Here is a 23,868-nt window from a genome sequence, read left to right as displayed (position 1 = left end):
GAGGCGAAATGCAGAAAGAGCCTGCAAAGAGCGCGCAGAAATCCATCGGCGACTACGCCATGATCGGCGATTGCGAGACGGCCGCCTTAGTTGGGCGCGACGGGTCCATCGACTGGCTGTGCTGGCCGCGCTTTGATTCCGGTGCCTGCTTTGCTGCTTTGCTTGGCACCAAGGATCACGGACGCTGGAAGATTGCCCCTGTCGCAGAGGTGCGTCGTGTCGAACGACGCTATCGCAAGAACACACTGATCCTGGAGACATTGTTTGACACCGCCGAGGGCGAAATATCATTGATCGACTTCATGCCCATCCGTAAAGAGCGGCAGATCTCGGACGTCGTTCGGATCGTCGTCGGACGAAAGGGCCGGATGCGGATGCGGATGGATCTTGCCTATCGCTTTGATTATGGCCGGATCATTCCGTGGGTATCAAAGACCGGAGACGGCAGGCTGCGCGCTGTCGCGGGGCCGCATGCCGTGCTGCTGTCATCGCCGGTCGAGACCCATGGCGAGGACATGACGACGGTGGCCGAATTCGACGTCTATGAAGGTCAGCGCCTGCCGTTCATCATCGACTACGATGCCTCGCACCTTCCCGCGCCGGAATCCCGCGACCCGGAATCATCGCTCCGCGAGACCGAGGATTACTGGACGGAATGGGCGGACCAAAGCCAGTACGAAGGCCCGTATAAAGAGGCCGTGATCCGTTCGCTGATCACCGTGAAGGCGCTGACATATCGCCCGACCGGCGGCATCGTCGCCGCCCCCACGACGTCGCTTCCCGAACAGTTCGGTGGCAGCCGCAACTGGGATTACCGCTTTTGCTGGTTACGCGACGCGGCTTTTTCGCTCCGGTCGCTAAGCAGCGCAGGCTATCGCACCGAGGCCGAGGCATGGTGCGACTGGCTTTTGCGTGCCGTCGCTGGCGGGGCCTCGCAGGTCCAGCCGCTTTACGGCGTCGCCGGAGAGCATCGCCACGACGAGGTGACGCTGGACTGGCTGCCGGGTTTTGCCGGGTCGCGCCCCGTGCGCATCGGCAACGCGGCCTATTCCCAGCTTCAGATTGATGTCTTTGGCAGCGTCATTGACACGCTCTACCGGGCGCGGGTCGACGGGTTAAAGCTGAATGAGGCTTCATCAGGACTTTTGCTGGAATTGATGAAACATCTGGAAGACATCTGGCGCGAACCCGATGATGGAATCTGGGAAGTTCGCAGCGGGCGCCAGCATTTCGTCCATAGCAAGCTGATGTCATGGGTCGCCTTCGACCGCGCGATCAAGTTCGCAGAACAGTTCGGAATGCGCGGTCAGCTTGAAAAATGGCGCCGCCTGCGCAGCGAAATCCGCGAGGAAATCCTCAATCGCGGCTTTGATGCTGATCGCAATGCCTTCGTTCAGGCCTATGGGTCCAAGACCCTCGATTCCGCGGTTCTGCTGATGCCACTGGTCGGCTTCCTGCCCGCCGACGATCCACGCATAGTGTCGACAGTGGCAGCGATCGAAAAGGAGTTGACGAAAGACGGATTCCTTCTGCGCTACGACACCTCGCAGTCCGACGATGGGCTTTCCGGAGACGAGGGTGCCTTTCTCGCCTGTAGTTTCTGGCTGGTCGACAACATGCTTCTTCAGGGTCGCCGCGATGAGGCCGAGGCGTTGTTCGACCGGCTGCTGTCGCTGCGCAACGGCGTGGGGCTTCTGGCCGAGCAATATGACGTGGAAAGCGAAGCCATGGTGGGGAACTTCCCGCAGGCTTTCTCGCATTTCGCGATGATCGACGCCGCTTTCAATCTGGCTGGTGATCAGCGCGGCGCGCACGCGGGCTGACGCGAGGAACGATCCGCCCGGAACTTTTGAATTGTGCCACTGTTGACCCGACGTACGCGGAAAATGCGTCTGAAGGAGGCCGCCATGACAACCACCGCCGCCGATGTGCTCGTCGAAACCTTGATGGATTGGGGGGTCGACACGATCTTTGGCCTTCCAGGGGACGGCATAAACGGCATTGTCGAGTCGCTGAGGGTCCGGGCGGACAAGGTCCGTTTCATTCAAGCGCGACACGAGGAATCCGCAGCCTTCATGGCCTGCGCCTATGCCAAGTTCACCGGAAGATTGGGCGTGTGCCTTGCCACGTCCGGGCCGGGTGGCATCCACCTTCTGAACGGACTTTACGACGCCAAGCTGGATGGCGCGCCGGTGCTTGCCATCACCGGCCTGCAACACCATGACCTGATTTCCACACATACCCAGCAGGATGTCGAACTTGACAAATTGTTCATGGACGTCGCCGTCTACAACGCCCGCGTCATGGGCAGCGCGCATGTGGAAAACGTGGTGGGCATCGCCTGCCGCACGGCGCTTGCCCGGCGCGGGGTGGCGCATGTCACCATCCCGGTGGACACGCAGTCGCAGGATGTCGGCGACGATGCACGGTCATCCCGCAACGTTGCAAACCATCTTTCGGACCTGATGGCACAGGGTGCCCTGTTGCCGAGCGATGACCAGCTTGCCCGCGCCGCTGCCATCGTGAACGCCGGAAGTAAGGTCTGCATTCTGGCCGGTGCCGGCGCCATCGGGGCAGAGGAACAGGTGACCGCCCTTGCCGAACGGCTGGGTGCGCCTGTGGGCAAGCCGCTGCTTGGCAAGGGCGCCCTGCCCGACCACAGCCCCTATGCGGCCGGTGGCGTCGGACTGCTCGGCACCAAACCTGCGCAAGAGGCTTTGGAGACTTGCGACACGCTGTTGATCGTCGGGAGTTCATTTCCCTACATCGAGTTCTATCCCAAACCCGGCAGTGCGCGGGCCGTGCAGATTGACCTCGACGCGACGCGGATCGGCCTGCGCTATCCGGTCGAGGCGGGACTGGTAGGAGACAGCGCCAAGGTCATAGAGGCGCTGCTACCCCGCCTCGACTACAAGGAAGACCGCAAATTCCTGACGCAGGCGCAGGAAGGGATGAAGGCATGGCGCGCGCTGATGGAGGAACGCGGCACCCGCAGCGACCATCCGATGAAACCGCAGGTCGTCACGCACGAACTCGATAAATTGCTCGACAATGACGCCATCGTCACCACTGATTCCGGCACCACGACCACATGGGTCGCGCGGTATATCACCATGCGCGGCGACATGAAGTTCTCCTGCTCCGGCAACCTCGCGACGATGGCCTGCGGTCTGCCCTATGCCATTGCTGCGGCGATTGCCTATCCCGACCGGCAGGTCGTGGCGGTGGTGGGCGACGGCAGCTTTACGATGCTGATGGGCGAACTTGCCACCTGCGTGAAATATAACCTGAACGTGAAGATTATCATCATCAAGAACGACTCTCTCGGCCAGATCAAATGGGAACAGATGGTCTTTCTCGGCAATCCTGAATATGCCTGCGACCTGCAACCCATCGACTTCAATATTGTGGCGCGCGGGTTCGGTGTGCAGGCTGTCACCATCGACCGCGCCGAAGAATGCGGTGCAGCGCTGAAAGAGGCGCTGTCCCTGCCCGGCCCGGTCCTGATCGAGGCCGTGGTCGACACCCACGAGCCTCCGATGCCGCCCAAGGCGACGGTGTCGCAGGCTGCCCAGCTCGCCAAGGCCCTTGCGCGCGGCACTCCTGACGGTGGCAAGATCGCGCGACGCATCGGCGTCGATGTGGTGCGTGAAATCATATGACGAAGGTGCCATCACCGCGCTCCGCGCAACCCAGTGAACATGACAATCGCGCGGGCCAAGGCCCCGAGATGATAACGGATCAATTGTCGCTGGAAATTAGCAGGCAGAAACGTGCCTGACTTTTCTATCGACGACGTGATCATCCAGTTTGCCGTGGTCGTCGCGGCGGCTTTGATCGTGCAACTGGCATTTGAACGGACCCGTGTACCCGGGCTGATCGGACTGATCATTCTGGGTATGCTGATCGGCCCCGGCGGTGCCGCAATCCTGCCTGATGAACCGGTGGTCGAGCTTTTCGGCTCGATCGGGCTGCTTTATATCATGTTCATCGCCGGGGTCGAAATTGATATCGATCAGGTCAAAGACCGCAAGGTCGAAGCGGCATCCTTTGGCGCTATGGCGTTTGCCTTTACCTTTGTCTCGGCCTTCGCCGTGGGGCTGCTTTTCGAGCTTGATATATGGGGTGCCCTGCTCTTGGGTGCGGCGCTGTCGTCGCATACGTTGGTGGCCTATCCGATGGTCAGCCAGCTTGGGCTTGCGGAACGTCGGCCAATCGTCGCGGCCACGGGGGGAACGCTTTTGACGGATACCACGTCGCTGCTGGTGCTGGTCATGATAATCCGTGCTGCCGAAGGCGACGGAGGATGGTCATGGATGGTCCCGATGGTGTCGCTTGCGGCTCTGGCAGCGGCTGCGCTTTATATTGTCCCGCGCCTTGCGCGCGCAGTGCTGTCGCACGACCTGCATACCTTTCCCGAGAAAGCGTTGTTCGTCATGACAATCCTGCTGGTGCTTTCGGTCCTGGCGGATCTGATAGGCACAGAGGACATTCTGGGCGCGTTTCTGGCGGGCGTTTGTCTGAACACGGCTCTACACCGGCGGGAGGACCTCAAGCAGCATATCGAATTTGTCGGGCGGATGCTGTTCCTGCCATTCTTCTTCGTGGACACAGGGATGCGTCTTCATCTCGATGCCCTGCAAGAACTTTCGACGTGGTTTCTGGCGGTCATCCTGATCGCGGTGATCATCGTCACAAAGGGCCTGAGCGCTGCAGTCACAGCACGGTTGTTCGGATATTCAAAAATCGAGGGGCTTGCCGTTGCAAGCCTGTCCTTTCCGCAGGCTGCAGCGACGCTTGCGGTGGTCGTCATCGGCCTCGAAATGGATCTGGTCGATCCGGGAACGGCAGATGCGATCATCATCGTGATCTTCGTCACCTGCCTTCTTGGATCGCTTCTGACCCGTTATTCTGTGAACCGGATGGCAGGCGACAAATAACGTCACGATTCCTGCGGTGTGCGACCAGTTTCTAAGTCAGTAATGACAGTCGCAGCCGCATACCGGGCATCAATGTGTCAGGGACGCAAAGCCACAAACAAAGAAGCGCCACCGCGCAGCAGGCGGATCAACAGCGGGCGGTCCTCTGCCATGGCCTCTGACCAGGCCTGCGAAATATCACCGGGGCCGTCCACCAGCTGCGTGCCCGCTTCGACGATCACGTCATTGCGCCTGATGCCGGCTTCCTGCGCCGGGCTGCCGGGGACGACGTCCTGCACCATCGCGCCGCTTGATCCGGGCAGGTCCAGTTCGCGCCGGATCGCGCTTGGCAGTGGGCTTAAAGCAAGACCAAGACGCATGCCCTCGGGCAGCGCATCGTCAGGGGCCTCTGCCGGCGAGTCCGGCGTTTCTGGCGGGCGAAGCTCACCTATCATCACCTCGACCTCCATCTCTTCGTCGCCACGCAGGATGGTCAGCACCGCAACCGTGCCCGGCGCAAGCTCTGCAACCGCCAGCGACAGGTCGCGCGGCATTTCGATGTCCTGATCGCCCAGTTGCAGAATGATATCGCCCATCTGCAACCCGGCGTCATCAGCCGGTCCGTCCGGCACCACCTGAGAGACAAGAACGCCCTGCACATCATCCAGCCCCAGCGCCTCTGCCAGTACTTCGGTCATTTGCTGCAGATTTACACCAAGCAAACCGCGGCGGACTTCGCCATCCTCGATCAACTGGTCCACGATCAGCGTGGCAAGCCGCGACGGGACGGCAAAGCCGATCCCAACATTGGCGCCGGTGGGCGAAAAGATGGCGGTGTTGACGCCGACCACTTCACCCTGCGCGTTAAAGAGCGGCCCCCCCGAATTACCCTGATTGATCGATGCGTCGGTCTGCAGAAATTCGTCGTAGGGTCCTGACCGAATGTCACGCGAACGCGCAGACAGAACACCCACGGTCACCGTCTCGCCCAGACCAAAGGGGCTGCCGATGGCGATGGTCCATGCGCCGGGAAGCAACGCATCTGAATCGCCCCATGACGCGACCGACGTACCCTCGGTCAGGTCGTCCACCTGCAACACGGCAAGGTCGGTCGCCGGGTCAGTGCCGATCAGTTCGGCAGGCACGCGCGATCCGTCGGCCAGCAGCACCTCGATCTCGGTCGCTTCCTGAATGACGTGGTTGTTGGTGACGACATGCCCTTCTTCGCTGATGACGAAACCCGATCCCTGCGCGGCGGCGGTGCGTGGTGGCGCGTCCGGCTCGGCCCCGCCAAAGGGCAAATCCCCCGCCCCGCCGCGCATTGGCCTTTCGCGCTGGGGGCGTTGTGCAATGATGGCGACAACCGTGGGACTGACCTCTGCCACGATCTGGGTAAAGTCGACGGGCGACGCCTGCACGGGTTGGGGTGCCTGCCCTTGTTCCTGCGCCTGTATCGCAGCCGGAACAAACGCAAGAAGCGACACGATGGCACCGGACCAGGCGACGTTTCGGAAACGGTTCATAACTTATGTCCTCCGATAAATTGGGTTGAGAGGGCTTTCGCCCGCTCGCATAAAACTGTGAAACGGACCCGCCGGGGCTGATAATACCGTCAGCCATTCACCAACGACGCTTTCCCGAACACGTCAGCGAAAACCAAAGCAAGCGCGGATTGTTCCGGGTTTCGCGCTGTGCCAACGGATCTACAGCGGGTCGGAGCGCGCCAGATCAACCTCCAACTGCGCGGACAAGGCTTGGTACAGGGCGTCCGACGTGCTGACCACGCCGCTTTCGAGGTTCAGCTTCGCGCTGAAGACATCCAGATTGAAACTGCTGACGCACGACCAGTTTCCGTCCACCAGCGCGACCTTGGCGTGAACCATGCCGGGCGCGTAGGCGCGCACCTCAACGCCATGCCGTCGCAGCGCATGTGCAAAGCGATGGCCGATCAGGTCGAGGACACGATAATCGCTTTTCTTCGGTATCAACAGCCGTACCGCCACGCCGCGTTCGGCAGCCGTCAGGAATGCTCGCCAAAGGCTGCGATCCGGGACCAGGTAAGGAGTCGTCAACGAAACCGATCGCGACGCCCCCGCAATCCTTTCAGGTAAAATCTTGCGCAGATCGAAAGGCGTGTGAACAGACGGCCCGCTCATTGCGAATGACCAGCCGCGATCCGTCACCGCATCGCCAGCCCTCAAAAGCGGGTCCGGCGACAGGTGCTGCGCATAACGCCATAACCTCTCGAATTCGGACATGATCATTGGCGGCAGCGGACCACGGACAAGGATCATCGTATCGCGCCAGTTCGCCATACGGTCGTGATAGCACGAGCCGCCGATCATGTAATTTGATCCGTCGCAGACAAGGGTCTTGCGGTGCAGCCGATGCAATCTTCTCGTTGGACTGCGGAGAATTCCGGCGACACCGTTGAACATCATGATACGGCCACCATTCCGGATCAGGGCGCGCCCGCCTTCGCTTTGCGCAAGCCCCAGACTTCCCAGCCCATCGGCCAGAATTCGCACCGCGACGCCCTGCCTTGCCTTATTGGCAAGCAAGTCAAGGAGCCGTCGCCCCACACCTTGCGACGCAAAGATATATTGTTCCATATTGATGCTGTGCTTCGCCGCGTCGCATTGCTCGAAAACTGCGTTCCAGATCGCCGCGTTGTCTTGAAACAGCTCCCACTCGGGCTCGGCGGACAGCCAGCGGGAAATACCTGATGTTTGTTCTCTTGCGGACATAGCATGTAAACGTCGTCATGCTCCCGAATGTTCAATCCCATCGTCACGCTTCAGGTTTTCCGCCAAAGCGTGTCCGCCATTCGGGCATCGCCTTGTCTCATCGGTCAGTTACATACCCGATCCGTCACGGATCTTCACGTTATCATCGCTCACCCGTTTAACTGACATGAGAGCTTTCATGGATACATTATCTCGCTGACTTTTCCTGTGCTCCGGCTGCTTGGTCATACGCGCACCCGGATCGACTTGGGATCGTAGAACGGCGCAAGGCTCGCTTCTGCGGGCACGATGCGTCCTGCGATTTCAATAGTATAGTCCGACGCCAACATGGCGTCGGCGCACTCGCCCGGTTCGCGACATGGCACGTAACCGAGACCGACAGCCGCGCCCAGCGCGTGACCGTAATTACCGGATGTCAGAAAGCCGACAATCCGGCCATCGCGCAGGATCGGCTCATTGTGGAAAAGCAGCGGCGCGGGGTCGCGCAACATGAACTGGACAAGGCGGCGTGAAAGCCCTTCTTCGCGCTTGCGCAAGACGGCATCGCGACCGACGAAATCGGTCTTCGCGGTTTTGACCGCAAATCCCAGCCCAGCTTCCAGAACGTGATCTTCGTCGGTGATATCATGTCCGAAGTGACGATAGCCTTTTTCGATGCGGCAACTGTCCATTGCATGCAGACCGCACAGTTTCAGCCCGACCTGTTTGCCCGCCTCGATCAGTGTTTCAAAGACATGTACGGCCTGATCGGCAGACACATAGAGTTCCCATCCCAGTTCTCCGACATAGGTCACACGATGCGCCCGGGCCAGGCCCATGCCGATTTCGATCTCTTGGGCTGTGCCAAATGGGTGTGCGTCGTTGCTGAAATCATTGGGCGATACCAGCGACAGAAGCTCGCGCGAGCGCGGACCCATGATGGGCAATACGGCTTCGGCTGCGGTGACGTCGGTGATCACGACGAATTCATCTCTCAGATGCTTTCGCAGCCAGGCCAGATCCCTTTGCAATGTGGCGCCCGGCACGACAAGGAAGAACACGGTCTCTGACAACCGGGTAACGGTCAGATCGCACTCGATCCCGCCGCGCTGGTTCAACATCTGTGTATAGACGATGCGACCGGCGGGAACATTCATATCATTGGCGCAAAGCCGGTCCAGAAACGCCAGCGCATCGCGACCCTCCACGCGGATCTTGCCAAAGGACGTCATGTCCAGCAGCCCGACACCTTCGCGCATCGCCATGTGCTCTGCCCGCTGATTGTCGAACCAGTTCTGGCGTTTCCAGCTGTAGCGGTATTCGCGTTCCTGCCCGGGAAGGGCGAACCAGTTGGCCCGTTCCCAGCCCGCGACTTCGCCGAACACGGCACCATGGGATTTCAGACGTTCATGAAGCGGCGAGCGCCGAATACCCCGGGACGTGGCCATCTGCCGGTAGGGAAAGTGATCGGCGTAAAGCAACCCCAAGGTTTCGGTCACCCGTTCCTTGAGATAGCTACGGTTCTTCTGGAAAGGTTGCGCGCGCCTTATGTCAACCTCCCAAAGGTCGAAAGGGGGCTCACCATCGTTCATCCACTGTGCCAGCGCCATACCGGCACCGCCAGAGGAAACAATCCCGATCGAATTGTAACCTGCTGCCACCCAATAACCCTTCACCTCCGGTGCCTCGCCCAGATAGTAGCGATCATCCGGAGTGAAGCTTTCGGGGCCGTTGAAAAACGTATGAATCCCCGCTTCCGCCAGCATCGGCATCCGCTCGACCGCCTGTGCCAGAATAGGTTCGAAATGGTCGAAGTCTTCAGGAAGCTGATCGAAACAAAAATCCTCGCTGATACCGTTCATGCCCCAGGGCTTTGCCTTGGGTTCAAAGGCGCCAAGCAACATCTTGCCTGCATCTTCTTTATAGTACGCACATTCATCCGGCACGCGCAGAACCGGAAGCTGGGTGAGGCCCGGAATACTGTCGGTAACAACATAGAAATGCTCACAGGCGTGCAGCGGCAGCGTCACGCCATTGGCAGCGGCAAGATCGCGCCCCCACATGCCGCCACAGTTCACCACCATGTCGGCATCGATGTGACCAGCTTCGCCACCGCCTTGCCAGTCGACGCCCGTCACCTGGTTATTCGCGGTCGTGACCCTTGTGACCTTGACCTGCTCGATGATTTTCGCACCACCTGCCCGGGCGCCTTTGGCCAATGCCAGCGCGATGTTCGCCGGATCAGCCTGACCGTCGCCGGGCAGATGAACGCTGGCAACGACATCCTTCGGGTTTAAATGCGGATAGAGGTTCAGCACCTCTTGGGGGCTGAGTTCACTAACTTCGACGCCAAACGCGCGTGCGAGGCTGGCCTGACGATAGATTTCCTCTCGCCGTTCATGGGTCAGAGCCACGGTGATCGAGCCGCATTGCCGAAGGCCGGTCGACAGCCCCGTTTCCGTTTCAAGATTGCGATAAAGGTCAGCAGAATATTTGGCGAGCCGGGTCATGTTCTGACTTGCCCGCAGTTGCCCGATCAAACCGGCCGCGTGCCAAGTCGTACCACTGGTTAGCTGCTTGCGCTCCAGCAGCACGATGTCTGTCCAGCCAAGCTTTGCCAGATGATAGGCGACTGAACATCCTGAAATGCCGCCGCCGATGATGACCACGCGCGCATGCGCAGGAACGTTGACCATTCTACAGCTTTCTTTGTGTTTAGGCCGACATCGAGACGATGAAGGCGCTGGGATTGTAGGCAATCGGCGCTACCCGGGGGGGGCGAAGGTTACGCCCTGATCCGGGTGTTCTTCGGGTCCCAGAGGTCATTTTCATCGTTGATGGTTGCCGGATAGCGTTGGTCAAAGATCTCGACCTCCAGTTCGACACCGGGAATGTTCAGATCATTTTCGATCATTCCAAGACCGATACAGGCGTTAAGCCTGTGGCCCCAACCGCAAGAGGTGAGTTCGCCGACGATGCGATCTCTGTGCCAGATCGTAGACATGTAAGGGGCATCACGCTCCGCGCTCCTGATCTTCAGTGTGACAAAGCTGCGCGGGCGCGGTCTGTCGCGCTCGGCCAGCAAGGCGTCGCGACCGCGGAAGTCAGGTTTTTGCCAGTCCACGAAACGTGCAAGCCCCGACTGCAGCACGGTGTAATCGGTGGAAAGGTCGCCTTTCCATGTGCGATACCCTTTCTCGATGCGCAGCGAGTTCAGGGCAAACATGCCGAACGGGCGCAGACCATGCGGCTGACCTGCCGCCAGAACGGCGTCCCAGACCATTGCGGTATCATCGGCCCGCGTGTGCAATTCCCAGCCCAGTTCACCTGCAAAGCTGACCCGCGCGACCCACACATCACGGCCCGCGATCTTACCCCATTGATGGGTCAGCCACCCTTTGGAAAGATCGGCTTCTGCGTCAGCATCCTGCAAAATATTCCTTGCGCACGGGCCGGTCAGGATCTGTGTCGCCCATTCGGCGGTTTCGTTAGTCAGGGAAAGCCCGTCGCCAAGTTGCGCCTTCAACCATTCGTAATCATGTAGCTCCGCTGCGGCGGCGGTGATCAGCACGATCTCGTCCTCGGCCATTCTTGCTACCGACATCTCTGTCACGACGCGCCCCGCGTCATCGGCAAAATAGCCCAGGCCCAGCCGTCCGACCGATGGCATCTTGCCGGTCATCTGACGCGACAGCCAGTCGGCCGCGCCTGTTCCGGTCAACCTGAACCGCGAAAATCCGGGAAGATCTAGAATGCCGGCCGCATCACGCACTGCGGCACATTCCCCGCGGACCGCTTCGAACCACGGCCCTTCGCGCCGCCAGGTCCGCTGTGCCTCTTCGCTGGTGTCGTCATCGGAACGGGCATACCATAATGCCCGCTCCCAGCCGTTGTAGGGGCCAAACTGCGCACCCAATGCCGCGACACGGTCATGCACGGGCGAAAGCTTCTTCATCCTGCCTTCAGGCCAGACATGATGCGGGAAATGGATTGCATATTCGTTGGCATAGATTTCCTTGCCTTTGGCGATGGCATAATCGGCATCCTCGAAACCGGTAAAACGCCGTGGATCACAGGACCACATATCCCATTCTGTCGCGCCTTCGGTAATCCATTCGGCCAGCACCTTGCCCGCGCCGCCACCCTGGCAGATGCCAAAGGTGAATACGCATGCCTCGAACGCATTCGGCACGCCGGGCATCGGGCCGATCAGCGGGTTACCATCGGGCGTGTATGGGATCGGCCCGTTGATGACATTCGTGAGTGCGGCGTTTTCCAGCAACGGAACGCGTGCCATCGCATCTTCGATATGCCATTCGAGACGGCCAAGATCGTCAGGATATAGCTGAAAGCTGAAGTCTTCGGGGAACGGATCGTCCGGGGTGACCCAATGCGCCCGGCAATTTCTTTCATACGGGCCCAGGTTGAAGCCATACTTTTCCTGCCGAAGGTAGTAACTGCTGTCCACATCACGCAGCAGCGGAAGCTTGTGGCCGGCTTCCTTTGACCAGGCCTCGATTTCCGGAAGATTGTCGAACAACATATATTGGTGGCTCATCACCACCATCGGCAGGTCGCGGCCAAACCAACGCGCCACTTGGCCCGCGTAATAGCCTGCTGCGTTGACGACAAATTCACAGCGGATGTCCCCCTTGGCTGTCGCGACAATCCATTCGTCACCGTCGCGTCGCACGCCCGTCGCGGGACAATGACGTTCGATGCGTGCGCCCATCTGACGCGCACCCTTTGCCAATGCTTGGGTCAACTGCGCGGGATCAATGTCGCCATCATAAGGATCATGCAGCGCGCCGGTCAGACTGTGTGTCGATATGAACGGATATTTCCGGCGCAGCTCCTCTGGTGTCAGGATCGTCAGGTCCATGTTCTGCTGACGCCCCATCCCCACCACGCGACGGAACTCGTCCAGACGCTCTGCGCTATGACCGAGACGAACCGAGCCAGTGACGTGATAGTTCATCGGGTAATCGACCTCTACCGCCAGACGACGGTAGAGATCTGCCGAGTATCTTTGCATGTTCATGATCGACCAGTTTGCAGAAAACGTGGGGACATTTCCGGCCGCATGCCATGTCGATCCTGCCGTAAGCTCATTCTTTTCCAGAAGCACGCAATCAGACCATCCCGCTTTTGCGAGATGATAAAGCGCCGAGACGCCGACAACGCCGCCTCCTATGATTACAACCCGGGCAGAGGTCGGAAATGCGGACATGAGGCGCCTCCTTAACAAAACCCTACCGGGTGCCACCAGCTTCATCAGCTTAAAATGAAAATCAAGATAAAAATTTCATTTTATAATAATTTTTAAGAAAAGTTCATTGTCACTGTTTTTGCAGCCTTGCTCTTGGCGGGGTCTGAAGGGATGCTACGGTTGCAAATCGCTGATCAGGACACTGCCTTGATGTTGAACAATCTCGTCGGCAACGACATCAGAGCGCTACGAAAATCGCGCGGCGTTACCATCAAAGAATTGTCGCTTGTGCTCGGCCGCTCGGTGGGCTGGCTCAGTCAGGTTGAAAGAGATCAGGCCATTCCATCCATCAAGGACATCGCAACCATCGCATCGCATTTTGGAGTGAACATCAGCTTTTTTTTCAGAACAGCCAACCAGCGTCCGGAAGAAAGAGGGCTTGTGCTCAGAGCCGCCGAACGCAGCTCGATCGGTTCGAGTGAGAGTGGCTTGATCGAGGAGCTTTTGTCGCCTTCACTTGGTGGTAGCTTTGAGATGATCAAGTCTACTTTCGCCCCAAGGGCGAGCAGCAGGGGAATGCGAACGCCCCGAAAGACAGAAGACGGCGGCGTGTTACTGTCGGGGCAACTGACCCTGCGGATAGGGGATCTGGAGGTTCACCTCAACGCCGGCGATAGCTTTCAGTTTGTCGAGAAAGAGTACGGCTGGTCGAATAACAACAGCGAGCCAGCAGTGGTGATCTGGATCGTATCGCCGCCGATTTATTAAAACATCAGCCATGTCGATCAAGCATGCCCCGCGCAGGCAGACATTCCCGCATCGGTTGCGCCGAACATCCGAATTTAGCCTTAAATCATTCATTGGATGGTGCTGGCGATGGTCCCGGCCTGCGCCGCCCGCCATTTTGCCGGGGGCATGCCTTCCCACTTTTGGAAAGCTCTATAGAACGAGCCATGGTCGTCATAGCCCAACAAATAGGCGACTTCGGAGATGTCTAACCCTGATTGAAGCAGGTAGTCGCAGGCCAGGACATGCCTTACGCCCGACAGCAAGGACTGGAAACTGTGACCTTCCTCGCGCAATCGCCGCTGGAGGGAGCGTTCGCTGATCGTGAGATCTCTTGCAATTCTGTGCAGCTCCGGGCGTCCGGCCGTCAAGCTGCGACGCAGCAGCCAACGCACCTGATCTGCCAGCGTTGTCGATGGACACAGGTCTTCGACTTGTTTCTGCAGGCTCTGGTCCAGCAGATCCAGCAGTTCATGGTTATAGCTCTGGAAGGGCCTTGCAAGGTCAGACGCGTGAAAGATCAGTCGATCCTTCTGGGCGTGCCAGCGGACTGGACACTTGAAATGCTCAGAAAAAGCGCGACGCGACGCACCGCGACGCTCGATCCGCATAGGGCGAATGTCTGCACCCGTGCCAGAGCTTGCCAGATTGATGATTGAAGCCATGGTGGCATCGGTCAGGGCCATGGGGACGGCGGCCAGCCCGTGTGGCCAAGAAACAGTGACATGACAGGTACCGCCATCGGTTTGGACGTCCATTTCCTCGGGCGCGCAGAGCATCTTGAACCGCCGCACACGCGCGAGTGCATCTCTTAAGTCGCGCGCATGATACCCGACCAAGAAAGAAGGCGGCATGACAGAGCCATCGAGGGCGTTCGCTAGCGCGAGCCCCACATCAGGACCCTTCAGCACCTCCAGCCCGCCCCAAAGCGCAAAGAACTGCGCGGTTGTCAGATGGGCATCCGCTTGTCCCGCAGCAACAGGTAATGCGGCCGCGCGCAGCAGCTCGGACCGCCTGAGGTTCAGGCGATCCACGCCCAGCCAGAAGGCGGGCGGAATCTTAATGCGGTCGGGTAAGGTCATCTTGCCTGATAGCCACCGTCGATGCTCAGGACGTGACCGACAACAAAACTTGACTCATCTGACAACAGCCAAACGATGCCATTGGCAATCTCTTCGGGTTGTCCGAGACGGCCTATGGGATGCATGGCGGCCAGACCCGCTTCGTCCGCTTCAATTTGGGCAGCAATGATATCGGTACGGATTGCACCTGGGGCGACAGCGTTAATGCGTATACCTTCGGCAGCGTGATCAAGGGCCGATGATTTCGTGAGTCCGACGACCGCGTGCTTGGTCCCGACATAAGCTCCTGTCATCGGTACGCCGTTCAGGCCCGCGATGGAGCCAAGGTTGACGATGGCCCCTCTCCCTTGCTTCTTCATCTGCGCGATTTCATACTTCATATCGTAGTAAAGCCCAAGAACGTTCACCTCGATCATGTCACGGAATTTCTGTGTGTCTGACTCATCGATGCTTGCGGCTTCGTTATAAAGGCCAGCGTTGTTGACAGCCATGTCGAGGCGTCCGAATTCGCTTACGATCCGATCAATCAGCGCCTCTGCCGCAGCCTCGTCGGTCACATCGTTCTTGATGAACCGCACCTGAGCGTCGCCAGTCGCAACTGCTTCGATTTCCTTTACTGCGCGCGCTCCAATATCTTCACGGCGCCCGCTGATGACAACGGTAATACCCTTGCCTGCGAGTTTCTTGGCGGTTGCCTTGCCGATGCCGCTAGCACCGCCGGTGATGAGCGCAACTTGGTTGGTCATGGGATAATTCCTTCTGGTTGACTTGAAGGAGATTTATGGACAGCAGCCACGCTTCGATACTGCGAAAGCCGCCATCGGACTGGCCTTATACGCCAATCTTTACATGCGATCCGCCCGTCTGGCCAATGGAGATGAGCACGCGGAAACTTGGCGCGCGCGACGACGATCACCGGAAGGGCAAGCTGAAACAGCCTCAGATGCGATGAGCCACTGGGCAGAGAAACACGTTATAACTTTCGCTTCACCTCATTTCATTCTGATTACCTAGTAATTTTTTATAAAATTCATAAATTTATCCAAAATCAGGGATGGAAGAAGAAAACTTCTTGTGATCAGAGGGCCTGCCACCCCGACGAATAGTCGCGTGCGTTGCGCTCAAGCTTTCACACTGGGCAAGTTTATATTCGTTAATATACTGATTATAAGTGATAAAAACTTGATGCGGAGATAACGATGTTTAATGCGGTCGATATGATCGACACCTCGGTAACGATTTCATCTTGCCTTGGTTCGGCTTGCACTTTACTCAGTAAATGAAATAAAACGAAACTAAATGTTGGAGGAAGATCCATGGGCAGGATTCTGGGACGCAAGATCACGCTTGGCCTGGTCATCGGCAGCCGTGCTTTTTTCAGTCCGGCGCCATGCAAGGCTGCACGCGACGAAATCACGGCAGAACTGGAGGCTTTGGGCGTGAATATCATCACCCTGCCCTTTGAGGCGACAGCGAATGGTGCGGTGCAGTGCGTCGAGGATGCACAGCTCTATGCGCAACATTTTCGCGAACATGCTGCAGAAATCGATGGCCTTGTGATCTGTCTGCCGAACTTCGGTGACGAAATCGCAATGATCGAACTGGTCAACAGGGCAAAGCTGGACGTACCCATTCTGGTACAGGCCGCGAATGACGAAAACGATCAGGTTGATGTCCATTCGCGCCGTGACGCCTGGTGCGGCAAGATCAGCGTCACGAATAATTTCTATCAATATGGCATCCCTTACAGTGAACCGTCCCACCATACCTCTGATATTGCTTCCGATGAATTCCGCGCCGATCTGCGTCGTTTCATCGGTGTATGCCGCGTGGTCGGCGGTGTGCGCGGTGCAAGGTTGGGCGCTATAGGCGCACGTACCAAGCCTTTCCAGACGATGCGCTATTCCGAAAAACTGCTGCAACGCGCCGGTGTCACGGTCGTCACAGTAGACCTGTCCGAACTGATGGGGCGCGCCGGCCGGTTGGCGGATGACGATCCGGATGTTTTGGAAAAGATGGAGAAAATTCGCACTTACGGCCGCATCGCACCACATATCACCCACGATCAGCTGACAAGGCAGGCAAAATGGACTGCCACGGTAAATCGCTGGATCGCGGAAAACGAATGTGACGCCTCTGCCATCCAGTGCTGGAGCGCGCTGCAAGACAACTTTGGCTGTGCGACCTGCGTGACGATGTCCATGATGAGTGAGGAACTGATGCCATCGGCCTGCGAGGTCGATATCATGGGCGGCCTGTCGATGTATATGCTGGCCCTCGCCTCCGAAGCGCCGCCTGCGATCCTTGACTGGAACAACAATTACGCCCGTGAAGAAGATATGGTCGTCGCCACTCATTGCGGCAACTTCCCGAAATCCTTTATCGGCGACACTCCTGAAATCGGCGAGCTTGATGTGCTGGGCGAGGCTCTGGGGCGCTCCAAGTGCTTTGGCGCGGTCAAAGGCAAGGTGAAGGCCGGTGACATGACCTATTTTCGCGTGTCCTCGGACGACACCGACGGTACGCTCAAGGCCTATGTCGGCGAAGGTGCATTTACCGACGATCCGTATGCCATGGATGGCGGCATCGCGGTATGCCGCGTGCCGCGCCTGCGCCAATTGATGGGATTTGTAACCCAGCAAGGGTTCGAACATCACGTCGCGATGGTCAGGGGCCACCATGCCGCAGTCCTGAACGAAGCGATGACCCGCTATCTTGGCTGGCCGTTCTACGATCACGACACGCCGCCCGAACCGCAACTGTTTCACCCGCGGAGATTCTGATGTCTGACCGGTCCAATACGCTCGCGACGATCCGTGACAACGCCCTCTGGATGCGCCGCCGGGCCATGTCGATGGTGCATAGCGCACAATTGGGGCACATCGGTGGCGATTTTTCCGCGACCGATATTGTCGCCACGTTGTTCTTCGGGGTGCTGAACTTTGACCCGGATCAGCCCCGCAAACCTGACCGCGATCGCTTTGTCATGTCCAAGGGGCATGCCACAGGTGTGCTTTATACCGCCCTCTGCCGCGCTGGATACTACCCGGAGGCGTGGCTTGATACCTATATGCAAGCCGGGTCAAGGTTGAACGGACACCCGAACCGGCAATATCTTCCCGGAGTCGAGGCGAATACCGGCCCGCTTGGCCATGGCCTGCCGATTGCTACGGGTATCGCGATTGCAGGGCAGATCGACGCTTCAAATTACCGAACCTTCGTCCTGACAGGTGATGGCGAGATTCAAGAAGGGTCGAACTGGGAGGCCGCGATGACGGCCAGTCACAGAAAGCTGAAGAACCTGACTGTGATTATCGACCGCAATCGTCTGCAACAGGGACAAAGCACGGAAGAGACCACAGCCGTCGATCCTTTGCCCGATAAATGGGCCGCCTTTGGATGGGACGTGATCGAGGTGGACGGCCATGATCATGCGCAACTGCTTGACGTTCTGGGTGCCGCGCCCCGTGACAAACCGCGGGCGATCATCGCGAACACAATCAAGGGCAAGGGTGTTTCGTTCATGGAGAACGACGCAAAATGGCACCACGGTGTGCCCAGCGACGAAGAATTCGCGCAAGCTATGAAGGAACTGGTCTGATGGCCGACGCTACCACTCTCACGAGGTCCGAATATAAGGACTGCCGCACCGCCTGGTCCGAAACACTGAGCGAACTGGCAAAAGCAGACGACCGTATCGTCGCCGTGGTCAATGACTCTATCGGGTCATCGAAACTGGGCGACTTCGCCAAGGCTTTTCCCGAACGCACTATCAACGTCGGCATCGCCGAACAGCTGATGGTCGGTGTCGGTGCGGGGCTGGCAAATGGGGGCAAAGTGCCGTTCGTGTCCGCAGCAGGGTGTTTCCTGACGGGACGCGCGCTGGAACAGATCAAGGCCGACGTGGCATATTCAGGCTATAACGTGAAACTTGTCGGCCAATCGTCCGGCGTCGCCTATGGCGAGCTTGGCGCGACGCACCATTCCATCGAGGATCTTGGCTGGTTACGCCAGCTGGGCCAGATCACGGTGATCGTGCCCGCGGACAGTTGGGAAACGGCACAGGCCGTGCGGTGGGCCGCAGATCACGACGGTCCGGTCTACCTGCGTGTGTCCCGGATGAAAGTCCCAGATCTGGACATAGCGGATCGCGTGTTCCGGCCAGGTCGTGCCGAGATTGTTTGCAAAGGCTCTGACATCGCGGTCCTCGCCTGTGGCACCACGGTGCATCTGGCGCGCGATGCCGCCGCCGCGCTTTCAAAAGACGGCATATCAGCGCGGGTTCTGAACGTCTCGACCATCAATCCGCTGGACGAAGAGGCGGTGGCCGAGGCTGCGGCGACCGGCCATATCGTGACGGTGGAAGAAGCGCATATCCGCGGTGGCCTTGGCGGCGCCGTCGCCGAATGGACCGCGGCAAATCATCCTTGTCGCGTCACGCGCATGGGCTTTGACGGGTTCAGGACAACCGGGTCGGTCGAACATCTGTTCGAAGACGCAGGTCTGACGGCGAAGGGCATCGCAGCACAGGTGCGCCGGGTGCTGTCGAGATGATACGCATCCTTGCCATCGACCAGGGCACCACCAATACCAAGGCGGTGCTCTTCGACCAAAACCTCGCGCCGGTCGCGACGGCAAGTTGTGCCACCCGGACCGCTTACCCCGCCGATGGTTGGGCAGAACAATCGGCCGATGATATCTGGGACAGTGTCAAGACCGTTATCGCCGAGATCGTGGCATCCGAAGGGACCGCAGGCATCGAAGGCATCGCCATTTCCAACCAGCGCGAAACTTTCGTGTTCTGGGATGTCGAAGGAGGCCCGCAGCCTTGCCCGGCAATCCTGTGGCAATGCCGACGCACCTCGGCCTCTTGCGCCGCTTTGGTTGCGGTGGGGCATAATGACATTGTCAGATCTGCGACAGGTCTTGGCATCAATCCACTCTTCCCCGCCTCAAAACTCACTTGGGCGCTTGAGAACGTGCCAGAGGTTGCCGCCCTTCATGCGGCAGGTCGATTGCACGCCGGCACTGTAGACGCGTGGTTGTTGTGGAAGCTGACAGGCGGCGCCGCTTTTGCCACAGACTATTCCAACGCTTCACGCACACTTCTTTTCGATACTGGCACATTGGGCTGGTCGGACGAGCTTGCTGACATCTTTGGCGCACCTCTCGACATCCTTCCCGCACCGTTGCCCAGCGATACCCGTTTTGGCGAAACTGCCGAAGGGACGACCGCACTACCTGCCGGGCTGCCGATCTTGTCGATGATGGGCGACAGCCATGCTGCGCTGTACGGCCACGACCTGCGCAAGCCGGGCGAGGTGAAAGCCACCTTCGGCACAGGATCGTCGCTGATGACGCTGACGCTCGGTCGCGTCGCTTCGGAAAATGGTCTGTCCGGTACCATCGCCTGGAGCGAGGCAGGCGCGACGGCCTATGCGCTGGAAGGAAACATAACCGTTTCTGCACAAGCCGCTCAGTTCGTGGCAAAATTGCTGGACGTGCCCTCGCCGACTGAACTGTCCAAGCTCGCTCAATCCATACCAAACGCCAATGGCGTCAGCTTTGTGCCAGCTCTCGCGGGGTTGGGCGCACCTTATTGGGATGATAATGCGCGCGGCACTATTGGTGGTCTAACACTCTCGGCCACGCCCGCACACATCGCCCGCGCGACTTTCGAGGCGATCGCGCACCAAGTGGCGGACGTCTTCGAAGCGATGGAGGCTGATATAGGCGCACCGCTTGAGGCCCTGAGGGTGGACGGCGGCGCATCCGTCAATGACTTTTTAATGCAGCTTCAGGCCGACCTGCTCGGCCGCCGTGTGATCCGAAGAAATATGGCCGAAGTTGGCGCACGCGGCGCTGCCGCCATGGCCTTGCGCAGCCTTGGTCATAAGGTTGAGACTACGCAGGACACGCAGCAGATTTTCACGCCTGCCATGCCCGCATCTGAGCGCGTGAGCCAACGCGACGCCTGGAAAACCGCAGTGCGCCAAGCGCGGTCGCGCATATGAGGTCGGACAATTCAGCTTTGCAATGGATCGCCGCATCATCAGCCCGATCCGAGATACAATGTCCTTCAGAGCCGGGTCGGCATCGACACAATTGACAGAGGCATCAACAGCATATAGCCGCATGGCATTCTCAGGGCGGGGTGTAATTCCCCACCGGCGGTCAGAGCCCGCGAGCGCCATTCCTTTGGGATGGGTCAGCAGATCCGGTGGAACTCCGGGGCCGACGGTATAGTCCGGATGGTAGAGAATGGGGTGTTCAGGCGAGAGCCTGTGCATTCTGACGCTCTGGGATTCTGTCATTTTGAAAGGATCAAGAGCAATGACAAAATCCCCAAAATTCGCCTTTATCAAGGCGCGCTGGCATGCCGAAATCGTTGATCAGGCATTGATCGGCTTTGAAACCCGCATGAGGGAGTTGGGTATCAGCAACAACGTCGATGTCTACCAAGTGCCTGGTGCATTTGAGATGCCGCTTTTGGCACAAGAGCTTGCAAAGACCGGGCAATATGCGGCGATTGCCGCCGCCGCGTTGGTTGTGGACGGGGGGATCTACCGACATGATTTTGTCGCCCAAACTGTCGTATCCGGCTTGCTGGAGGCGAGTATGAAAACCGCTGTGCCAATCCTGTCAGTGTCGTTGACGCCGCATCATTTCCAACCTTCGGATGAACATCGTGATTTCTTCATGCAGCACTTTGTCAAAAAGGGCCGGGAAGCCGCTGATGCTGCCGTCGAAGTGGTCGCACTTTATCAAACATTAGCGGATACAGACAACGCTCCTGACTAAAGCCTCCTGCATCGCTCGTTTTTGAGCGGTGCGCGTGTTTCTGGGCGGAGCTCCTGTAGCGGGATCTGCCATGATATAATGTTCATAATTTGTAAGTGATGTTCATCCCCGATGATGCCTGCGGCCCGCCGGTCCCAGTGATCGCGTAATGCGCAGCAGAAAGCTGATAAAATCTAAAAATAAAGCCCATTCCAATTGTTTGCGGTTGTTCTAAGAACTGAAACAAATATAAAATGGAAGTATAAAATAACTATCGAAAGTCATATCAGGATGAGACCAGCAAAGGGTACAGGACGTGGGGCGAGCGGTTCGGCAAAAGGCCAATCCGGCGTCCCTCTGGCCGAACCCCGCCGGATGATGATCCTTGAGTGGGTCCAGGAGGAAGGCAGCGCCAGGGTGCGTGACCTGGCGCAGGCGTTCAAGGTTTCAGAGGCGACGATCCGCCATGATCTGGAACGGCTTGAGAAAAGCGGTCAGATCTCGCGCGAGCATGGTGGCGCGTTCCTCAAAACCATGCCGCAGCAGGTCAAGTCTATGACGCTGCAAAGCAGTACGAACATGGTCGAAAAACGCAAGATCGGTCAGTTGGCCGCAACGATGGTGGCGGATGGTGATTCCATCATCATCGACTCAGGCTCTACCACCACCGAATTTGCGCATTGCATAAGCGACCGGAACGCCTTGAACGTCATCACCAACGCGCTGAACATTGCGCTTTTGCTTGGTGCGATCCCATCAAACACGATCCACATGCCCGGCGGTCAATTCAAGGCACCGACCCTTTCGTTGAGCGGCGAGAGATCAGGCAAATATTTCGAAGGGCTTTTTGCGCAAAGGCTGTTTCTGGCCACCGCCGGCCTGTCGTTCGACAGCGGCCTGACCTATCCTGCCATTGGCGACACCTACGTCAAGAATGCCATGATCGCCGCGGCAAGCGAAGTCGTTCTTCTCGCAGATTCCAGCAAAATCGGGCGCGTGTCCTTCTCGTCATTGGGGTCGCTTGAAAGGGTGGATATCCTGATTACCGATAGTAACATCTCGGATGAGCATGTCGTCCAATTCGAAAATATGGGGCTGAAGGTAATGGTCGCAGTCTGAAACGGCAGGTTTGCCCCGCTAGGGCCTCCACAATCTCGACAGGCGCCCGCGTCGCTTGATCGGCATCCATGCTGGTCTGCAGTCAGCCTGCAGCGTCGAAAACTCGCTTGCAGCAGCCCCGGTGATGACGGGACAAACTTTCGACATCCCGGGGCAAGGGCCTGGCATCTCAGTCTCGTTCGAGCCTGATGCCAGTCTCAGTATCGAAGAAATGTGCGTTGGGGCTCGACAAGTTCAGATGTATCTTATCCCCTGCCGCAATGTTCAGACGTTCCGACAGGACGCAGACCACGCGCGACCCCGCAACGTTGGCGACAAGGTGCGTCTCTGCACCTGTGGGTTCGACCACATCGATGGTTGCAGGGACGCCCTCTCCCTCGACCGCCAAGCTGATATGCTCTGGACGCAAGCCATATACCACAGGCCGACCGCGCGCAGATCGGGGCGCTGTACCCAATGGCACGCGCAGACTTTCGCTGACAGCCAAGGCAGGCGCCGCATCCTCGGTAATCGTGCCGCGCAGGAAATTCATCGCCGGCGAGCCAAGGAACCCCGCAACAAACAGATTGCACGGATTGTCATATAGATCGAGTGGCGCGCCGATCTGTTCGATGTGGCCACCCTGCATCACGACAATCTTGTCAGCCATAGTCATCGCCTCTACCTGATCATGCGTCACATAAACGATGGTCGATCCCAGACGCAGGTGAAGGGCCTTGATCTCGGCCCGCATCGCGACACGCAATTTGGCATCAAGATTCGAAAGCGGTTCGTCAAAGAGGAATACCTTGGGGTCGCGCACCATGGCCCGGCCCATCGCAACGCGCTGGCGCTGCCCGCCAGACAACTGCCCCGGTTTGCGGTTCAGTAGCGGCATCAGATCAAGGATATTGGCGGCGTGCTCCACCTTCTCACGAATCTGCTGTTTTGGCATACCCTTGAGCTTGAGTCCAAATCCCATGTTTTGCTCAACCGTCATCTGTGGATAAAGAGCATAGTTCTGGAACACCATGGCGATGTCGCGATCCTTGGGGGCGACGTCGTTCACGATGCGCCCTTCAATCGTGATCTCGCCATCAGAAATGGATTCCAAGCCGGCAATCATCCGCAAAAGCGTCGACTTCCCGCAGCCCGATGGACCAACCAGAATGACGAATTCGCCATTTTCGATATCCACCGAAACCCCGTGGATCACCTCCACCCCACCATAGTCCTTGAACAGGTTCACAATTTTGACGGCCGACATT

The 23,868-nt window shown here is 58.4% G+C and carries 17 protein-coding genes and 1 riboswitch; of the genes, 10 read left to right on the top strand and 7 right to left on the bottom strand.

The genetic code is table 11. The annotated features are described in order from the left end of the window. The first annotated feature begins 8 nt into the window (after nt 1-8). The 3 genes from ACK4TM_RS02415 to ACK4TM_RS02405 all read left to right on the top strand — a co-directional run bounded on the left by ACK4TM_RS02415 (nt 9) and on the right by ACK4TM_RS02405 (nt 4,940). Nucleotides 9-1,823 (top strand): glycoside hydrolase family 15 protein, encoded by a 1,815-nt coding sequence (locus tag ACK4TM_RS02415; protein ID WP_409696167.1) that lies wholly within the window; start codon nt 9-11, stop codon nt 1,821-1,823. An 84-nt stretch (nt 1,824-1,907) separates the two neighbouring features. Continuing rightward, nucleotides 1,908-3,662 carry a thiamine pyrophosphate-dependent enzyme gene (locus ACK4TM_RS02410; RefSeq protein WP_409696164.1) on the top strand — a complete coding sequence of 585 codons (1,755 nt, stop codon included), beginning with the start codon at nt 1,908-1,910 and terminating at the stop codon, nt 3,660-3,662. Nucleotides 3,663-3,773: 111 nt separating this feature from the next. Beyond that, nucleotides 3,774-4,940, top strand: coding sequence for a cation:proton antiporter (locus ACK4TM_RS02405; protein ID WP_409696161.1), 1,167 nt, complete (start codon nt 3,774-3,776; stop codon nt 4,938-4,940). 77 nt (nt 4,941-5,017) lie between these two features. On the opposite strand, the gene ACK4TM_RS02400 is transcribed toward ACK4TM_RS02405, so the two are convergent. The 4 genes from ACK4TM_RS02400 to ACK4TM_RS02385 all read right to left on the bottom strand — a co-directional run bounded on the left by ACK4TM_RS02400 (nt 5,018) and on the right by ACK4TM_RS02385 (nt 12,875). Beyond that, nucleotides 5,018-6,442, bottom strand: coding sequence for a Do family serine endopeptidase (locus ACK4TM_RS02400; RefSeq protein ID WP_409696158.1), 1,425 nt, complete (start codon nt 6,440-6,442; stop codon nt 5,018-5,020). Nucleotides 6,443-6,622: 180 nt separating this feature from the next. Beyond that, nucleotides 6,623-7,666 (bottom strand): phospholipase D-like domain-containing protein, encoded by a 1,044-nt coding sequence (locus ACK4TM_RS02395; protein WP_409696156.1) that lies wholly within the window; start codon nt 7,664-7,666, stop codon nt 6,623-6,625. Nucleotides 7,667-7,890: 224 nt separating this feature from the next. Further along, complete coding sequence (locus ACK4TM_RS02390) at nt 7,891-10,341, bottom strand: FAD-dependent oxidoreductase (protein WP_409696152.1); 2,451 nt, start codon at nt 10,339-10,341, stop codon at nt 7,891-7,893. An 89-nt stretch (nt 10,342-10,430) separates the two neighbouring features. Next, nucleotides 10,431-12,875 (bottom strand): FAD-dependent oxidoreductase, encoded by a 2,445-nt coding sequence (locus ACK4TM_RS02385; RefSeq protein ID WP_409696149.1) that lies wholly within the window; start codon nt 12,873-12,875, stop codon nt 10,431-10,433. A 159-nt stretch (nt 12,876-13,034) separates the two neighbouring features. Here ACK4TM_RS02385 and ACK4TM_RS02380 point away from each other — a divergent pair, with 159 nt between their 5' ends. Further along, on the top strand, nt 13,035-13,622 hold the full coding sequence (locus ACK4TM_RS02380; protein WP_409696146.1) for a helix-turn-helix domain-containing protein: 588 nt from the start codon (nt 13,035-13,037) through the stop codon (nt 13,620-13,622). An 89-nt stretch (nt 13,623-13,711) separates the two neighbouring features. On the opposite strand, the gene ACK4TM_RS02375 is transcribed toward ACK4TM_RS02380, so the two are convergent. After that, nucleotides 13,712-14,722, bottom strand: coding sequence for a helix-turn-helix domain-containing protein (locus tag ACK4TM_RS02375; protein ID WP_409696144.1), 1,011 nt, complete (start codon nt 14,720-14,722; stop codon nt 13,712-13,714). After that, nucleotides 14,719-15,468, bottom strand: coding sequence for an SDR family NAD(P)-dependent oxidoreductase (locus tag ACK4TM_RS02370; RefSeq protein WP_409696141.1), 750 nt, complete (start codon nt 15,466-15,468; stop codon nt 14,719-14,721). Before ACK4TM_RS02370 ends, ACK4TM_RS02375 begins: the two co-directional genes overlap by 4 nt. Nucleotides 15,469-16,038: 570 nt before the next feature. Between ACK4TM_RS02370 and ACK4TM_RS02365 the strand changes: the two genes are divergently transcribed. From ACK4TM_RS02365 to ACK4TM_RS02340, 6 genes are all read left to right on the top strand, one after another. After that, nucleotides 16,039-17,505, top strand: a complete 1,467-nt coding sequence (locus ACK4TM_RS02365) for an L-fucose/L-arabinose isomerase family protein (protein ID WP_409696138.1) — start codon at nt 16,039-16,041, stop codon at nt 17,503-17,505. After that, entirely contained in the window at nt 17,505-18,323 is an 819-nt protein-coding gene (locus ACK4TM_RS02360) for a transketolase (RefSeq protein ID WP_409696135.1), read from the top strand. Before ACK4TM_RS02365 ends, ACK4TM_RS02360 begins: the two co-directional genes overlap by 1 nt. Next, complete coding sequence (locus ACK4TM_RS02355) at nt 18,323-19,276, top strand: transketolase family protein (protein ID WP_409696132.1); 954 nt, start codon at nt 18,323-18,325, stop codon at nt 19,274-19,276. Before ACK4TM_RS02360 ends, ACK4TM_RS02355 begins: the two co-directional genes overlap by 1 nt. After that, a complete protein-coding gene (locus ACK4TM_RS02350; protein ID WP_409696129.1) occupies nt 19,273-20,736 on the top strand; it encodes an FGGY-family carbohydrate kinase in 1,464 nt (487 codons plus the stop codon). Before ACK4TM_RS02355 ends, ACK4TM_RS02350 begins: the two co-directional genes overlap by 4 nt. Before the next feature lie 122 nt (nt 20,737-20,858). Continuing rightward, nucleotides 20,859-20,989, top strand: a riboswitch (FMN riboswitch). Nucleotides 20,990-21,055: 66 nt separating this feature from the next. After that, the gene (locus ACK4TM_RS02345) at nt 21,056-21,523 is read left to right on the top strand and encodes a 6,7-dimethyl-8-ribityllumazine synthase (protein ID WP_409696126.1); all 468 of its coding nucleotides are present in this window, start codon (nt 21,056-21,058) and stop codon (nt 21,521-21,523) included. 195 nt (nt 21,524-21,718) lie between these two features. Further along, nucleotides 21,719-22,621, top strand: coding sequence for a DeoR/GlpR family DNA-binding transcription regulator (locus tag ACK4TM_RS02340; protein ID WP_409696123.1), 903 nt, complete (start codon nt 21,719-21,721; stop codon nt 22,619-22,621). Between the two features lie 169 nt (nt 22,622-22,790). Here ACK4TM_RS02340 and ACK4TM_RS02335 read toward each other — a convergent pair whose 3' ends face one another. Beyond that, nucleotides 22,791-23,867 carry an ABC transporter ATP-binding protein gene (locus ACK4TM_RS02335; protein WP_409696120.1) on the bottom strand — a complete coding sequence of 359 codons (1,077 nt, stop codon included), beginning with the start codon at nt 23,865-23,867 and terminating at the stop codon, nt 22,791-22,793. Between the last annotated feature and the right edge of the window lies 1 nt (nt 23,868).

It is taken from the genome of Yoonia sp. (assembly GCF_046292185.1).
Taxonomy (GTDB): Bacteria; Pseudomonadota; Alphaproteobacteria; order Rhodobacterales; family Rhodobacteraceae; genus Yoonia.
Note: the sequence above shows the minus strand (reverse complement) of the source record. Positions and strands in the feature narration are given on the sequence as shown.

What these genes read in the sequence shown, in the direction of transcription:
- ACK4TM_RS02345 (WP_409696126.1), top strand. Translation starts at nt 21,056, where the DNA reads ATGACAAAATCCCCAAAATTCGCCTTTATCAAGGCGCGCTGGCATGCC.
- ACK4TM_RS02385 (WP_409696149.1), bottom strand. Translation starts at nt 12,875, where the DNA reads ATGTCCGCATTTCCGACCTCTGCCCGGGTTGTAATCATAGGAGGCGGC.
- ACK4TM_RS02365 (WP_409696138.1), top strand. Translation starts at nt 16,039, where the DNA reads ATGGGCAGGATTCTGGGACGCAAGATCACGCTTGGCCTGGTCATCGGC.
- ACK4TM_RS02350 (WP_409696129.1), top strand. Translation starts at nt 19,273, where the DNA reads ATGATACGCATCCTTGCCATCGACCAGGGCACCACCAATACCAAGGCG.
- ACK4TM_RS02375 (WP_409696144.1), bottom strand. Translation starts at nt 14,722, where the DNA reads ATGACCTTACCCGACCGCATTAAGATTCCGCCCGCCTTCTGGCTGGGC.
- ACK4TM_RS02395 (WP_409696156.1), bottom strand. Translation starts at nt 7,666, where the DNA reads ATGTCCGCAAGAGAACAAACATCAGGTATTTCCCGCTGGCTGTCCGCC.
- ACK4TM_RS02415 (WP_409696167.1), top strand. Translation starts at nt 9, where the DNA reads ATGCAGAAAGAGCCTGCAAAGAGCGCGCAGAAATCCATCGGCGACTAC.
- ACK4TM_RS02335 (WP_409696120.1), bottom strand. Translation starts at nt 23,867, where the DNA reads ATGTCGGCCGTCAAAATTGTGAACCTGTTCAAGGACTATGGTGGGGTG.
- ACK4TM_RS02400 (WP_409696158.1), bottom strand. Translation starts at nt 6,442, where the DNA reads ATGAACCGTTTCCGAAACGTCGCCTGGTCCGGTGCCATCGTGTCGCTT.
- ACK4TM_RS02355 (WP_409696132.1), top strand. Translation starts at nt 18,323, where the DNA reads ATGGCCGACGCTACCACTCTCACGAGGTCCGAATATAAGGACTGCCGC.
- ACK4TM_RS02360 (WP_409696135.1), top strand. Translation starts at nt 17,505, where the DNA reads ATGTCTGACCGGTCCAATACGCTCGCGACGATCCGTGACAACGCCCTC.
- ACK4TM_RS02410 (WP_409696164.1), top strand. Translation starts at nt 1,908, where the DNA reads ATGACAACCACCGCCGCCGATGTGCTCGTCGAAACCTTGATGGATTGG.
- ACK4TM_RS02370 (WP_409696141.1), bottom strand. Translation starts at nt 15,468, where the DNA reads ATGACCAACCAAGTTGCGCTCATCACCGGCGGTGCTAGCGGCATCGGC.
- ACK4TM_RS02390 (WP_409696152.1), bottom strand. Translation starts at nt 10,341, where the DNA reads ATGGTCAACGTTCCTGCGCATGCGCGCGTGGTCATCATCGGCGGCGGC.